General features: G+C 71.4%; 16 protein-coding genes and 2 pseudogenes. 9 read left to right on the top strand and 9 right to left on the bottom strand.

The window, feature by feature from the left end; translation table 11 throughout:
• Positions 1-477 precede the first annotated feature (477 nt).
• From R2D22_RS13935 to R2D22_RS13955, 5 genes and pseudogenes are all read right to left on the bottom strand, one after another.
• On the bottom strand, positions 478-1,344 hold the full coding sequence (locus R2D22_RS13935) for a GNAT family N-acetyltransferase (protein ID WP_318103482.1): 867 nt from the start codon (positions 1,342-1,344) through the stop codon (positions 478-480).
• 234 nt (positions 1,345-1,578) lie between these two features.
• On the bottom strand, positions 1,579-2,106 hold the full coding sequence (locus R2D22_RS13940; RefSeq protein ID WP_318103483.1) for a hypothetical protein: 528 nt from the start codon (positions 2,104-2,106) through the stop codon (positions 1,579-1,581).
• Between the two features lie 220 nt (positions 2,107-2,326).
• A pseudogene (locus R2D22_RS13945) lies at positions 2,327-2,557 on the bottom strand (NAD(P)/FAD-dependent oxidoreductase); the annotation flags it as partial.
• Between the two features lie 56 nt (positions 2,558-2,613).
• Positions 2,614-3,030, bottom strand: a complete 417-nt coding sequence (locus tag R2D22_RS13950) for an arsenate reductase ArsC (RefSeq protein ID WP_318103484.1) — start codon at positions 3,028-3,030, stop codon at positions 2,614-2,616.
• A 43-nt stretch (positions 3,031-3,073) separates the two neighbouring features.
• Positions 3,074-3,551: pseudogene (locus R2D22_RS13955) on the bottom strand (arsenate reductase ArsC).
• An 81-nt stretch (positions 3,552-3,632) separates the two neighbouring features.
• Here R2D22_RS13955 and R2D22_RS13960 point away from each other — a divergent pair.
• From R2D22_RS13960 to R2D22_RS13975, 4 genes are all read left to right on the top strand, one after another.
• On the top strand, positions 3,633-3,947 hold the full coding sequence (locus R2D22_RS13960; RefSeq protein ID WP_318103485.1) for an ArsR/SmtB family transcription factor: 315 nt from the start codon (positions 3,633-3,635) through the stop codon (positions 3,945-3,947).
• Between the two features lie 41 nt (positions 3,948-3,988).
• Complete coding sequence (locus R2D22_RS13965) at positions 3,989-4,759, top strand: aquaporin (RefSeq protein ID WP_318103486.1); 771 nt, start codon at positions 3,989-3,991, stop codon at positions 4,757-4,759.
• Positions 4,756-5,817, top strand: coding sequence for an ArsO family NAD(P)H-dependent flavin-containing monooxygenase (locus R2D22_RS13970; RefSeq protein ID WP_318103487.1), 1,062 nt, complete (start codon positions 4,756-4,758; stop codon positions 5,815-5,817). Before R2D22_RS13965 ends, R2D22_RS13970 begins: the two co-directional genes overlap by 4 nt.
• A 98-nt stretch (positions 5,818-5,915) precedes the next feature.
• Positions 5,916-6,458 carry a DinB family protein gene (locus tag R2D22_RS13975; protein WP_318103488.1) on the top strand — a complete coding sequence of 181 codons (543 nt, stop codon included), beginning with the start codon at positions 5,916-5,918 and terminating at the stop codon, positions 6,456-6,458.
• A gap of 6 nt (positions 6,459-6,464) precedes the next feature.
• Here the strand turns inward: R2D22_RS13975 and R2D22_RS13980 are convergent, their stop codons facing one another.
• A complete protein-coding gene (locus R2D22_RS13980; protein ID WP_318103490.1) occupies positions 6,465-6,965 on the bottom strand; it encodes a GNAT family N-acetyltransferase in 501 nt (166 codons plus the stop codon).
• Positions 6,962-7,324: an ArsR/SmtB family transcription factor gene (locus R2D22_RS13985; protein ID WP_318103491.1), complete on the bottom strand. Its 363-nt coding sequence runs from the start codon at positions 7,322-7,324 to the stop codon at positions 6,962-6,964. The genes R2D22_RS13980 and R2D22_RS13985 overlap by 4 nt, the downstream gene beginning before the upstream one ends.
• 148 nt (positions 7,325-7,472) lie before the next feature.
• Between R2D22_RS13985 and R2D22_RS13990 the strand changes: the two genes are divergently transcribed.
• Genes R2D22_RS13990 through R2D22_RS14000 form a run of 3 tightly spaced genes read left to right on the top strand, consistent with a single transcriptional unit; the run spans position 7,473 to position 10,581 of the window.
• Complete coding sequence (locus R2D22_RS13990; protein WP_318103492.1) at positions 7,473-8,855, top strand: NAD(P)-binding domain-containing protein; 1,383 nt, start codon at positions 7,473-7,475, stop codon at positions 8,853-8,855.
• Positions 8,856-8,894: 39 nt separating this feature from the next.
• Positions 8,895-9,359, top strand: coding sequence for an ArsI/CadI family heavy metal resistance metalloenzyme (locus R2D22_RS13995; RefSeq protein WP_318103493.1), 465 nt, complete (start codon positions 8,895-8,897; stop codon positions 9,357-9,359).
• Positions 9,360-9,366: 7 nt separating this feature from the next.
• Positions 9,367-10,581 carry an MFS transporter gene (locus R2D22_RS14000; protein WP_318103494.1) on the top strand — a complete coding sequence of 405 codons (1,215 nt, stop codon included), beginning with the start codon at positions 9,367-9,369 and terminating at the stop codon, positions 10,579-10,581.
• Positions 10,582-10,623: 42 nt separating this feature from the next.
• Here the strand turns inward: R2D22_RS14000 and R2D22_RS14005 are convergent, their stop codons facing one another.
• A complete protein-coding gene (locus R2D22_RS14005; protein ID WP_318103495.1) occupies positions 10,624-11,286 on the bottom strand; it encodes a hypothetical protein in 663 nt (220 codons plus the stop codon).
• Between the two features lie 278 nt (positions 11,287-11,564).
• Here R2D22_RS14005 and R2D22_RS14010 point away from each other — a divergent pair, with 278 nt between their 5' ends.
• Entirely contained in the window at positions 11,565-11,798 is a 234-nt protein-coding gene (locus R2D22_RS14010; RefSeq protein WP_318103496.1) for a hypothetical protein, read from the top strand.
• Positions 11,799-11,962: 164 nt separating this feature from the next.
• Positions 11,963-12,562, top strand: coding sequence for a DUF3885 domain-containing protein (locus tag R2D22_RS14015; protein ID WP_318103497.1), 600 nt, complete (start codon positions 11,963-11,965; stop codon positions 12,560-12,562).
• Between the two features lie 27 nt (positions 12,563-12,589).
• Here R2D22_RS14015 and R2D22_RS14020 read toward each other — a convergent pair whose 3' ends face one another.
• Positions 12,590-13,624 carry a sensor histidine kinase gene (locus tag R2D22_RS14020; protein WP_318109748.1) on the bottom strand — a complete coding sequence of 345 codons (1,035 nt, stop codon included), beginning with the start codon at positions 13,622-13,624 and terminating at the stop codon, positions 12,590-12,592.
• Between the last annotated feature and the right edge of the window lie 15 nt (positions 13,625-13,639).

Here is a 13,639-nt window from a genome sequence, read left to right on the forward strand (position 1 = left end):
TACGTTACTCATGGGTATAGCCCTTGCGTAAGGGCATTTCCGACCGCTCGGTATGTCGGTTCGGTGACGATCCTGTGCGCGTGGCGACAGAACCCGCGGTAACCCCCGTCGTGGATCTTTCCGCAGGTCACGGGTGAGTCTCGGGCCGCCCCTGGGGCCGGGCAGGCCGCACGGGACCCCGCGGCCTGATCGTGCCGGGCATGGCGCTCGCCTGCCACCAGCAGTACCTCGACCGCAACATCAACGACCGGAATCGCCCCGGCCCCGAACCCCCACGGAGGGCTGATCGCACTCCGCCGCGTGGTGAGGAGAGCGGGCCCGTGCGTCGACGCCAGTGCTCAGAGGCCCGGGCGAATCCTGAGCGGACCCCGGTGCCTTTCCCTGAAGGTGGGCTCGGGCCGTAGCTCGCAAAAAAGGAACCTGCACCTGTCAGACGATCTACGCCCCGGACTGCCGCCTTACCGAGCAGCCCGGGCGTCAGGCCGTCCGGATCCGGTCTCGCACCTCCGGCCGCACCTCGAACCCGGCCGCCTTGTACGTGGCGACGCCGCCGACATTGGAACTCGGCGTGCACACACGTACGCTCGACGATCCCATCTCCCGCAGCGCGGCCGCCCCGGCCACGGTGATCGCCCGGCCGTAGCCGCGACCACGGTGGTCCTCGTGGACGCCCATCGGCTCGACCAGCCCCGGCTTCCCCGGGCCGGCCGACCACACTGTCACCACCGCCGCCACGCCGCCCTGGTCGTCATAGGCGCCCAGGCAGCGGGCGTCGGCGTAGAACGGTCCCGCCGACATCGCGTGCCAGTACTCGCGCGTAGGCCGCGCGGTGTTGAACGCCGACCGCAGGACGTCCGCGAAGTCCTGCGCCTGCTCCGGGCCGATCAACTTGATCCGCACGCCAGGGTCCTCCACCGGCTCGGTGAGGTCGCGGAAGAGCGGCGTCCACGGCTCGTCGACGCCCCAGCCCTCCTTGCTCAGCAGGTCGTGGAGCAGCAGGCCCAGCGGGGCCTCGATGGACACCGCTCCTTCCGGCAGCACGCCGCGCTCGGACAGCGAGAAGTCCTCGACGAGCCGCCGCGCCAAGTCCTCGTCCTGGAAAGCATCCGGAGCGACCGTCATCCGCACCAGCGTCGGCGAGTCGAGCATCCCGACCGCGAGAATCCGCCCGTCCCGACTCCAGGTCCGGATCACCGCGGCCGTCTCGGCCGTTCCGAAACGGTAGTTCCAGCCGATGTCCCCGGAATGCAACTGCATCGGCGCCTCGTCGTACTGCCACCCCCGCAGCGCGGCCATGGCCTCGCGTACCCCGTCGACTGTCGGCGTACCCAGCACAATCGTCATAGCCGGGATCAGACACTCCATCCCGAAGGTCCGCAACCGATTAGCCGGGCGGGCAGGCGAGAAGACGCGAAACCCGCACTGACATCGGCGGCACGGGCGTCTCCTGCCCGATCGGGGTCGCACCGGCTTCCGCAGACGAGGGATCACACTCCGCCGGCCGCGGCGCCATGCGACGGCCCGGCTCCCGCGCGCAGCGGGAGTCGGGCCGAGCGTGTGCGCACCGGGTAGACCGACTCAGGGGTTGTCAGTCGTGCCCGGGTCGATCAGTGCGCCAATGCTGTCGATGGCGCCATCCGGTGCGAGCGTCACATCGACGATGACGGGCTGGATGGGGTGCGGCGGAAGGGTCGGGATGATCGGGTCCGGCGGGTAGATGCTGAAGAACCGGGGGTTGAAGGTCAGCGGATCGATCGGCCCCGGCGGCCAGGCAATCTCGTTGGTGTCGCTGCCGACGAAGCGGTAGAGGCCGCCGCTGACCTGACCGATGCCGGTGGTACGGAGCATGGTGCTCGTCACGCGGGCGGTGCCGCCACCCTCCGGTTCGGTGTCGGTGACCACGCTGACACGGATGTTGCCGGTGACGTCGATCGCCTCCGTGCCGAAGGCCCTGAAGGTGCCGCTCAGGGGCAGTACGACGGTGAGTCGGTGGATGTCCTGCGCGGGCCGGGCCGCGGCGGTCGTTGCGGTGGTGGGAATGACCAGGCCCAGCAGGGCCAGAACGAGGCCGGCCTTTGTGGCGGCGCGCGCGAGGTGACCGCGCATGTGTGCTCCTTGCGTGAGGCGGGAGCGCGTGGGCACGCCCATCCCGCAGACGACGGAACTCCACCCTGTCCAGCCGCCCGAACACCTGTCGCGCCGTACCGGCCCGGACGAGTGCGATTCTCACCCGCATGCCAGAGGTGAGCTCCTGACCCCGACAAGGGAAGTGACGGCTGAGGTCCACGGCGGTTTCCCGGAAGCTGCCTGAAAAAGATCAGTGCCGAGAGACGATGTCGTCGTCGATCATCTCGGCACCGAAACGCTCGGCCTGGGCCCGCATGTTGTTCATGAGGTCCGGGCCGTCGATCCCCTGCGGGAAGCCGGGGAAGTTCTCGACCTCGGTCGTTGTGGCCAGCGCGCCGCCGACGAAGATCGAGCTGCCGAAGAGCAGGGGCTTCAGCTGGGCGCGGGCGGTGTAGAGGGCGGCGGTGTATCCGGCGGGGCCGGAGCCCATGACGATGACGTCGCGGACGTCGTCGCCGGTGGCGGCGGTCGGGTCGGTCACTTCGGTCACGCCTCCTTCTTCGCGTCGATCTCGGCGATCAGGCCCTCGATCAGACCCTTGATCTCGTCGCGGATGGGGCGAACGGCCTCGACGCCCTGGCCAGCCGGGTCGTCCAGCTTCCAGTCGAGGTAGGTCTTGCCCGGGAAGTACGGGCAGGCGTCCCCGCAGCCCATCGTGATGATGTAGTCGGACGCCTGCGCGGCTTCGACGGTGAGGACCTTGGGCTTCTGGTCGGAGATGTCGATCCCGAGCTCGGCCATCGCCTCGACGGCCGAGGGGTTGATCCGGTCGCCCGGGACCGAGCCCGCGGAGCGGACCTCGACGCGGTCGCCGGCCAGGTGCCGCAGGAATCCGGCGGCCATCTGGGAGCGGCCGGCGTTGTGGACGCAGACGAAGAGCACGGAGGCGAGCGGAGCAGTCATCGGTTCTTCCTTGAGGCAGGGATGGTGCGGGGGACGGGAAGCTTCAGGAGCGGGGCGGCAGGGTGTCCAGCAGGGCGGTGATGCGGGCGTCGAGGGCGTCGCGGATCGAGCGCACGACGGCTATCGGGGCGTCTTCCGGGTCCGGGACGGGCCAGTCCAGGTAGCGGTGGCCGGGCACCACGGGACAGGCGTCGCCGCAGCCCATGGTGATCACGATGTCGGCCGCCTGGACGACCTCGTCGGTCAGCGGCTTGGGGTAGACCTCGTCGAGTGCGACGCCCGCTTCGGTCAGCGCCTGGACCCCCTGCGGGCGACGGTGCCGGAAGGGTGAGTTCCTGCGGAGGAGGCGATCACCGCCTCCCCGGCCCGGTGGGCGAGCAGTGCCGCGGCCATCTGGGAGCGCCCGGCATTGTGCTGCACACGAACAGCCGGACGTGAGCGTGTGCGGCGTGCTGCTCGAGGCGGGCGACACCGGCCGCGAGACGTCCGCCGGGAAGGACCGGGTACGAGGACGCTGCCATGGCGAAAACCCCCCTTCGGCGGACTCAAAACAGATCAGCCCGAGCTGGTATCAGCCCCGGGTGATGTGAGAGTATCAGCCCATGATGACGTCAGTCGATACTGATCTGCTCCGGGTGCTGGGCGACCCCCTGCGCCTCCAGATCGTGACCCTGCTCGCCCGCGAGACGCTGTGCACCACCCATCTCGTGGAGGAGACCGGTGCCAAGCAGACCAACCTCTCCAACCACCTGAGAGTGCTGCGCGAGGCCGGGGTCGTCGAGACGGAGCCGTGTGGCCGGTTCACCTACTACCGGCTCAAGCCGGACGTCATCGAGCAGCTCGCCGGGCAGTTCGCCGCGCTCGCGCAGACCGCGCGCCTGACCGCCGAGGCGAACTTCAGGCGTTCCTGCCCCTGACCCTGGCCCCTGTGCCTCACCCGCCCGAGGAGTACCCGCCCGTGACCGCCACCGAGCCCGCTGCGAGCGACGCCATAGCCACCGACACGTCGCCGCAGCCCGCGCCCGGCGCGACCCCGCCCCGCACACCGCTGATCGCTCGCGCCGCCGCCGAGCTCGTCGGTACCGCCGCTCTCGTCGCGGTCGTCGTCGGCTCCGGGATCCAGGCCACCGAGCTCACCGACGACGTGGCTTTGCAGCTCCTCGCCAACTCCACCGCCACCGTCTTCGGCCTCGGCGTCCTCATCGCTCTCCTCGGACCCGTGTCCGGTGCGCACTTCAACCCGGCCGTCACCCTGGCCGAGTGGTGGACCGCCCGCAGGGGTGGTGGAGGCGTGAACGCGCGCGAGCTCGCCGTCTACGTGCCGTCCCAGATCGTCGGCGCGATCGCGGGCGCCGTGCTCGCGGACGCGATGTTCGGCGAGCCGCTGGTGAAGTGGTCGACGCACGACCGCTCGGCGGGGAACCTCCTCCTCGGCGAGGTCGTGGCCACCGCCGGCCTGATCCTGCTGATCTTCGGCCTGGCCCGCACCGACCGGCTCCGCTTCGCGCCCGTCGCGGTGGCCTCGTACATCGGTGCCGCGTACTGGTTCACCTCGTCGACCTCCTTCGCCAACCCGGCGGTGACCGTCGGGCGGGCCTTCACCGACACCTTCGCGGGCATCGCCCCGGCCTCCGTACCCGCCTTCATCGGTATGCAGGTGATCGGCGCGGCCGTGGGCCTGGCCCTGGTCGCGGTCATCTTCATGCGCGGCAAGACCACCGCCGCATGACGCAGGTCGTGGACGTGGTGGTGATCGGCGGCGGCCAGAGCGGGCTCGCCGCCGGCTACCACCTGCGCCGTCTCGGCCTGGACTTCGTCGTCCTCGACGCCCAGGCGACTCCCGGCGGGGCGTGGCAGCACACCTGGGACTCCCTGCACCTGTTCTCACCCGCCGCGTACTCCTCGCTGCCCGGACGGCTGATGCCGCCGCAGCCGGGAGAGACGTACCCGGAAGCGGCGCACGTCGTCGACTACCTCACCGACTACGAGCAGCGCTACGAGCTCCCCGTCGTACGACCCGTCCGCGCCGAAGCGGTCCGCAGGGACGGCGAGTTCCTGCGGGTGGAGGCGGACACCGGCGTGTGGCGGGCGCGCGCGGTGATCAGCGCAACCGGCACCTGGTCGCGCCCCTTCGTCCCCGCCGTCCCCGGCCGTACGCAGTTCCAGGGCACCCAGCTCCACACCGTCGAGTACCGGCACCCCGCCGACTTCGAGGGCCGGCGCGTGATCGTCGTGGGCGGCGGGAACTCCGGCGCGCAGATCGCCGCCGACCTCGCCTGCGACACCGACCTCACCTGGGTCACCCTCCGCGAACCGCGCTACCTCGCCGACGACATCGACGGCCGTGCTCTCTTCGACCACGCCACCGCCCGCCGCCGCGCCCTCGACGACGGCCGCACCGACACCGGCGGCGTCGCCTCCCTCGGTGACATCGTCGCCGTCCCGGCCGTGCGTGAAGCCCGGGACGCAGGCCGCCTCAAGGCTCAGCCGATGTTCGCCCGACTGACCGCGACCGGCGTGGAGTGGGCCGACGGCACCCGCGCCGACGCGGACGTCGTCATCTGGTGCACCGGCTTCCGCCCCGCTCTCTCCCACCTGGCCCCGCTCGGCCTGCGCGGGCCCCGCGGCCACGTCCCCACGGTGGGAACGCAGGCCGTTGGCGAGCCGCGCCTGCACCTCCTCGGCTACGGCGACTGGACCGGCCCCGCCTCCGCCACCCTCATCGGCGTCGGCCGCCCCGCCCGCGATGCTTCCCGGGAGATCGCCGAACTGCTCGGAGCGAGGTGAGCCCACGTGGCGCATGAGAAACCCGCCCGGGTTCCGCGGTGCATCTGGGCGGGAATCATCCAGACCCCAGCATTCGGGCGCGGAGCGGGAGCGGTGCGATGGCGGAGAGTCGTTCAGTGCTGGACCGGCAGGCCGTCCTCGACGACTACGACAGGGCCCGCCGGACCTTCCACACGCTCCTGGACGAGGCCACGCCGGCCGACCTCGCCCGCCCGACCAGCGGCACCCGATGGACCAACGGGCAACTGCTGTGGCACATGCTCTTCGGCTACCTCGTCACCCGCGTCCTGCTGACCCTCGCACGCGGCTTCAGCCGACTGCCCCGGCGGGCGAGCAAGGCGTTCGCCCGGGTGCTCGACGCGGGGACGAAGCCCTTCGACGTGGTCAACTACCTCGGGCCGTGCGGGGCGGTGAAGGTGTTCGGGCCTCGCAGGATGGGTGCCGCGTTCGATCGGATCGCCAGTTCGCTGGAACGGCAGCTCACGAAGGAGTCGGAGCGTGATCTGGCGCGGGGGATGCACTATCCGGTCCGGTGGGACCCGTTCTTCAAGGACTTCATGACCCTCGCGGACCTCTACCGGTATCCCACCCAGCACTTCGACTTCCACCACGCCCAGCTCACCCTCGGCCCGAGCGACTGAGGCCGGTCAGTCGATGTGCGGGCTGCGGCGCTCGATGAGGACGGTGTCGCGCCAGCGGCCGTTGTGGCGACCGATGCGTTCGCGGGTGCCGATGACACGGAAGCCGGCCCGTTCGTGGACGGCGAGACTGGCGGCGTTCTCCGGGAACACTCCGGACTGGATGGTCCAGATGCCGGCCGCCTCGGTCGACTCGACCAGCGCCTTCAACAGTGTGGAGGCGACGCCGCGGCCCCGGGCGTCGGGGTGCACGTAGACCGAGTGCTCGACGACGCCGGCGTACGCGCACCGGTCGGAGACCTTGGTGGCGGCGACCCAGCCGAGCACGCGCCCGGTCTCGTCGACGGCGGCGAAGCGGTGCTCGGGCAGCTTGGCCGCGTCGAACTCCGCCCAGGTGGGAGCGGTGGTCTCGAAGGTGGCGTTGCCCTCGTCGATCCCGGCCCGGTAGATCGCGACGACCTCCGCGGCGTGGTCGGCGGTCAGCGGCACCACGAGGGTGGAGGTCGTCACGCGGCAGCGGCCTTGGTGAGGAGCTGGCCCATCGCGGCCAGGACGGCCGGTTCGACGCGGTAATAGACCCACGTCCCGCGACGCTCGGAGGAGAGCAGCCCGGCCTCCTTCAGCTTCTTCAGGTGGTGGGAGACCGTGGGCTGCGAGACGCCGACGTCGGAGATGTCGCAGACGCACGCCTCGCCGCCCTCGTGCGAGGCGACGGCCGAGAAGAGCCGCAGCCGTACCGGGTCGCCCAGCGCCTTGAACATCACCGCGGTCCGCTCGGCCTCATCGGCGGTCAGCGGGCGCTCGGCGAGTGGCGGGCAGCAGGGCTCGACGGCGGACTCAAGCAGCGGAAGCACCTTCGCATTCGACATATATCTATGTTGACACATGTCGAACCAGACTCCCAGGGGTCGCGAGCCCTCTCCCAAATCGACGAACGTCTATGTTGACGCTTGTCGATACAGGTGCCATGCTGGGATCAGAAGAGATCGACAGACGTCGAAGCAAAAGGGGACTCGCATGAACGCCACCGCCGTCGCCACTGCCACCGAGCAGCTGCCCGTCGTGGTCGTCGGGGCCGGCCCGGCCGGTCTGGCCGCCGCTGCCCACCTCGTCGACCGGGGCCTGGAGCCGCTGGTCCTGGAGGCCGGGGCGCAGGCGGGTGCGGCAGTGCGCGAGTGGTCGCACGTGCGGCTCTTCTCGACCTGGGGCGAGGTCACCGACCCGGCCGCCGAGAAGCTCCTCGCCCCGACCGGGTGGGTGAAGCCGGATGCGGGCACCTACCCGACCGGCGGCGACTGGGCGGCCGACTACCTGCAGCCGCTCGCCGAGGTCCTCGGCGACAAGGTCCGCGTCGGTGCCCGCGTCACCGGTGTCTCCCGCGTGGGCCGGGACCGGATCGTGGACGCCGACCGCGAGACCCAGCCGTTCACCGTCCACGTCGCCTACGCCGACGGCCGCGAGGAGCGGATCCTCGCCCGCGCCGTCATCGACGCCTCCGGCACCTGGGCCGTCCCGAGCCCCGCAGGCGGCGACGGCCTCCCGGCGCTCGGCGAGCGCGCGGCCGCGGACCGGATCTCGTACCGCGTCCCCGATCTGAACGACCCCACCACCCGCGCCCGTTACGCGGGGAAGCGCACCGCCGTCATCGGCTCGGGCGCCTCCGCCTTCACTGCGCTTGCCTCGCTCGCCGACCTCGCGAAGTCGGAGGACGGGGACGGTACGCACGCCACCTGGATCCTGCGCCGAGGCATCTCCGGCTCCACCTTCGGCGGCGGCACCGCGGACCAGCTCCCCGCCCGGGGTGCGCTCGGCCTCGCGGCGAAGGCCGCCGTCGACGAGGGCCACGCCGACGCCGTCACCGGCTTCCGCACCGACGCGGTCGTGCGCGACGGCGAGCGCCTGGTCCTCGTCGCCGAGGACGGCCGCCGCCTCGCCCCGGTCGACGAGCTCATCGTCCTCACCGGCTTCCGCCCCGACCTGTCCTTCCTGGACGAACTTCGCCTCGGCCTCGACGAGCGCCTCCAGGCCCCGGTCGAACTCGCCCCGCTGATCGACCCCAACCAGCACTCGTGCGGCACGGTCTACCCGCACGGCGTGAAGGAGCTCTCGCACCCGGAGGAAGGTGTCTACCTGGTCGGCATGAAGTCGTACGGCCGCGCGCCGACGTTCCTCGCCCTCACCGGCTACGAGCAGGTCCGCTCCGTCGTCGCCGCCATCGCCGGCGACCGCGAGTCCGCCGAGCGCGTCGAGCTCGTCCTGCCCGAGACCGGCGTCTGCGGCGGCGCCGGGCTCTTCGACCAGCCCGAAGCCGATGCGGCGTCGGACGACGGCGGCTGCTGCGCGGCCCCGGCCACCCTCCAGATCGGCGTCGGCGCCCCGCCCAGGTCCGGCGGCTGCTGACCCCGGCTCACCCGCTCAATCACCCACAGGAGGAACGTGATGTCCCGCGTACAGCTCGCCCTGCGTGTCCCGGACCTGGCGGCGTCCGTCGCCTTCTACACCAAGCTCTTCGGCACCGAGCCGGCCAAACTCCGCGACGGCTACGCCAACTTCGCCATCGCCGAACCCCCGCTCAAGCTCGTCCTCATCGAAGGCACCGCAGGCGAGGACACCCGCCTGGACCACCTCGGCGTCGAGGTCGACAGCACCGAGGCCGTCCACGCCGCCACCACCCGGCTCGGCCAGGAGGGCCTGGCGACGACGGAGGAGAACGACACCAGCTGTTGCTACGCCCTCCAGGACAAGGTGTGGGTCCACGGCCCCGGCCGCGAACCGTGGGAGGTGTACGTCGTCAAAGCCGACGCCGACACCCTCACCAAGCAGAACACCAGCACGTGCTGCACCACCCCGGCCGCCATCGAGAGCGACGAGCGTGCACCGGTCACCGCGGGCGGATGCTGCTGATCCCGCGATGACAGAACTCCACACCCGCGAGGCCTCGACCGGAACAGAGGACCGGTCGAGGCCCCGCGCCGTCCTGCCCGCGCTGTGCGCCACCCAGATCACCAGCTGGGGAATCGTCTACTACGCCTTCCCTGTCCTCAACCCGGAGATCACCGCCGACACCGGCTGGTCCACAGGTCTGACGATGGCGGCGTTCTCGCTCGCGCTGGTCGTCTCCGGCATCGCCGGAATCCGCGTCGGCCGGATCATCGACCTCCGCGGCCCGCGCACAGTCATGACAGCGGGCTCCGCCGTGTGCGTCCTCAGCCTGGTGATCGTGGCCTCGGCCCCGAACCTGGCAGTGTTCTTCACCGGCTGGCTCCTCGCCGGGTTCGCCATGTCCGCCACCTTCTACCAACCCGCCTTCGCCGCGATCACCCGCTGGTGGGCGCCCGACCACGTCCGCGCCCTCACCATCGTCACCCTCGCCGGCGGCCTCGCCTCCACCGTCTTCGCCCCGCTCACCGCCGCCCTCGCCGACCACCTGACCTGGCGCACCACCTACCTCGTACTCGCCGCGATCCTCGCCGCCGTCACGATCCCCGCCCACGCACTCGCCCTGCGCGCCCCCTGGCCGCCGGCCCCACCCGCACCGACGCACACGGACGGAACACCCCGCACGGTCGTCCGCAGCAGACCGTTCCTGCTCCTCGCGTTCGCGTTCACGCTCTCGGCGTTCGCCACGTACGCCGCCGTCATCGCGCTCGTCCCCCTCCTGCTCGAACGCGGCTACACCACCAGCCAGGCCGCATGGGCCCTCGGCCTCGGCGGCGCCGGTCAGACCCTCGGCCGCACCCTCTACGCGCCGCTCGCCCGCCGCACCGGCACGACCACCCGAACAGTGGTCCTCGTCGCCCTCGGAAGTCTCACCACCGCTGCCCTCGCCCTCATCCCCGGCCCGTACGGGCTCATGATCGCGGCGTCCATCGCGGCCGGGACGGTCCGCGGCAACCTCACCCTCCTCCAAGCCACCGCCGTCACCGACCGTTGGGGCACACGCCACTACGGCCGGCTCTCCGGTCTCCTCAGCGCCCCGGCCATGACCGCATCAGCAGTCGCCCCCTTCGCCGCAGCGCTCTGCGCTCCGCCACTGGGCGGCTACCCCGAACTGTTCGTCGCGTTGGCCGCCCTTGGGCTCGTAGCGGCACTGATCTCTGCGGCGACGTCCGTCCGGGCCGCGTAGACACCCGAGCCGGCAATGGCACCGGTGGCCCACCCGGGACGCTCAGGTGCCGAGCTCGTCGAGACGCGCGTCGGTGACACGGTCGCGTACGTCGGTCAGGAGCCAGGCCAGCAGTTCGGGAGTGGCGTGGTACTCGTCGTAGAAGCCCATGTGCAGGTCGGTGATCTCCCACTCGACCATGACGTCCTTGACGAGTTCCGTCAGGTGCGCGTCGGCGGAAGGAGTTCGGGTCGCGGTCCAGATGTTCAGCCAGGGACGCAGGGTGCCGGTGGCGACGGTGATGAGGCTGAGGACGTCTCTGACGGGGACCGGGCTCGGGTGGGTGTGCAGCGTGCTCTGCCACAGGGCGGACCAGACGCCGCGGAGGGCCTCGGCCAGGGGCGCGTCCCAGGTGGTCCAGCCGGCCGCGAGCAAGCGGGAGGCGACGAGTTCCTCGTCGACGTGGAGTTCGCCGGTGGCGAGGGAGCGGATGATGCGCGGGGTGACGCGTCGGTAGAGACGCGGGAAGTCGCCCCAATGATCGGGCGTCTCCGCGGCGACCGAGGACACCATGTCGTCGGGTATGAGGTGCACAGGTCCGGAGAGTTCGGCGAGGCCCTGCGCGCCGTAGCAGTACGTGCATCCGGTGACGAGGAACGGCTCTTCCGAGGCGAAGGCGCGGTCCAGTGCGTCGAGTGCGGCCATGAGCGGTTCGGAGCAAGACATGGGAACCTGCCGGGGACTCCGTCCGGGCGACCGGCGAAGATCGCAGGCTATCAGGGCCTCCGCCCTGTGCCGCCGCGAGGCGTCGGCGCTCGTGCGGAAATGGGTGGAGCTCGGCCGCCGTGGGCCGTTAGCGTGCTGGCGACCGCCCGCAGTCATCGTGTGAAGGACGTGCCGTTGTACACCAAGTGAGATCCCCCGAGCGCTGATTCGTCGCGCGGCGTGCTGGTGCGCCGTGCTCCTTTTCGCTGCGGTCTTCTCACTGGAAACGGTGTATCTCTGTGTCCACGAACCGGGTGGTCGAGCCCACCTGCCTGCCGATCCTTCTCCACGATGCGCACCCCAAGCTCCGCCGTGAGCTGAGCGACCGGGGGCGCGCCGAGCGGCCTGCCTGGCAGTCGCCGTACGGGCCGCCGCCGCGCCGGGCGCGGCGTCGCCGCTGGGCCCCTGTGCCGGTGTTCGCCCGGTCCCGGTCCGCGCTGCGGCGCGGGCACGTGTGCGGTCGGTGCGACTGATCGTCCGATTGTCGAAGGCTTTCGCCCGGGGCGCCGTCCCGGGCGAAAGCAGGGCCGAGCGCGGCCGAGCCCGGCCGAGCCCGGCCGAGCCCGGCGATGCGCGCGTACGCTGTGATGCCCAGATCAACTCCCCCTCCCCCGGACTCCCCCGAGCGAGTCCCCACATGTCCGGAACCGGCTTCACCCCCGCGCTGCTCGCCTCGCTGTGGCGGGAGAGGCGGCCTGCGGGGCCGCCGCTCGCGCACACGTTCCGTGGGACGTACGCGGATCGCTGGGTGCGGTTCCACAGCCTGCCCGGCTCGAAGCGCTACCCGGAGTCCGAGGACGAGTACGCCGTCCTGCTCGCGCGGTACAACACGGTCCTCGACGAACTGTTCACCGGCCAGGACGTGTTCGTCGTGACCACGGACTGGTCGTACACACCGGACGGGCCGGCCGGATACCCGACCCCACGGCAGGAACTCCACCCCGCCGGCGAGCGCTGGTGGACCGAGACGGAACTGGACGACCTCGACCCCGACTTCCCCACCCACAGACGTCTCTACGCCGACCGGCGGCCGTGGCGACGCGGCTGCGTCGACGATCTGTTGCGTGCCGTCGCCGACGAAGCGGTCGTCGACGTGTTCGTCACCGACACGGAGCTCCGTCGCATCCACCACCCCTACGACGGCGGGGCCGACGTCGTCCTCACCACGCCCTCCGAACGGGACCGGATCCGGGACCGGCACCGCGCCTGGCTCTCCATCCACCCGTCCGGCCTCTGACCCCTTCCACCAACGCTCCTACCGCTCCTACTGCTTCTCCCGCGTGCTGCCGGGGAGGCGGACCGTGACCACGAGGCCGCCCGCCGGGCGGGCGGCGAGGTCGAGGGTCCCGGCGTGGGCGCGAACGATGCTGTGCACGATGGCCAGGCCGAGGCCGACGCCGGCGTGCTCGTCGGTGCGTACGCGTTCCGCTCCGCGCCGGAAGGGCTCGGTGAGGGTCGGTACGAGTTCCGGGGGGAGCCGTGGGCCGGTGTTCTCGACGCGGAGCACGCTCGTCGCGCCGTACGCCTCGGTGTGGACCGTCACGGTGCCGCCCTGCCCGGCGGGAACGTTGTGGACGACGGCGTTCTGGACGAGGTTCGTCACCATCCGCAGCAGCAGCTCCGCCGAGCCGCTCGTCCGTGCCGCTCCGCCCGTGACGTCCAAGGTGATCCCGCGCTGTTCGGCGAGCGGCAGCAGCGTCTCCGCGGCCTCCTCGGCGACCAGGGAGAGGTCGACGCTCTCGCGGGCGAAGTTCCCGCGGTCGCCGCGGCTGAGCAGCAGGAGGGCCTCGGTGAGGTCGATGGCCCGCGTGTTGACGGCGTGCAGGCGTTCGACGAGTTCGGCCCGGTCACGCGTGGGGTCCTTGCGGGCGACGTCGAGGAGCGTCCGCGAGATGGCGAGTGGGGTACGCAGCTCGTGGGAGGCGTTCGCGGCGAACCGCTGCTGCTCGGCGACGTGCGAGTCGAGTCGTTCGAGCATGGTGTCGAAGGCGTCGGCGAGTTCGCGGAACTCGTCCTGGCGGCCTTCCATGCTGATCCGGTGGGACAGCGATCCGGCCCCCGCCGTCCGCGCCGCGGCCGTGATCCGGGTGAGCGGTGCGAGCATCCGGCCGGCCAGGAGCCAGCCCCCGACGAGGCCGAACACGAGCAGGAACGCCATCGCGGCGGCCGCGGCGGGGGCGAACGTCTGGACGAGGACGTAGCGGTTGGGCGAGGTCCAGAGAAGGCCCTGGGAGTTGTCGGGTACGTAGCGCAGCAGGAAGACCCACACCACGGCCAGGAGGAGGGCGCCGGCGACCATGAGGAATCCGGCGTA

It is taken from the genome of Streptomyces sp. HUAS YS2 (genome assembly GCF_033343995.1).
In the GTDB taxonomy this organism is placed as follows: Bacteria; Actinomycetota; Actinomycetes; order Streptomycetales; family Streptomycetaceae; genus Streptomyces; species Streptomyces solicathayae.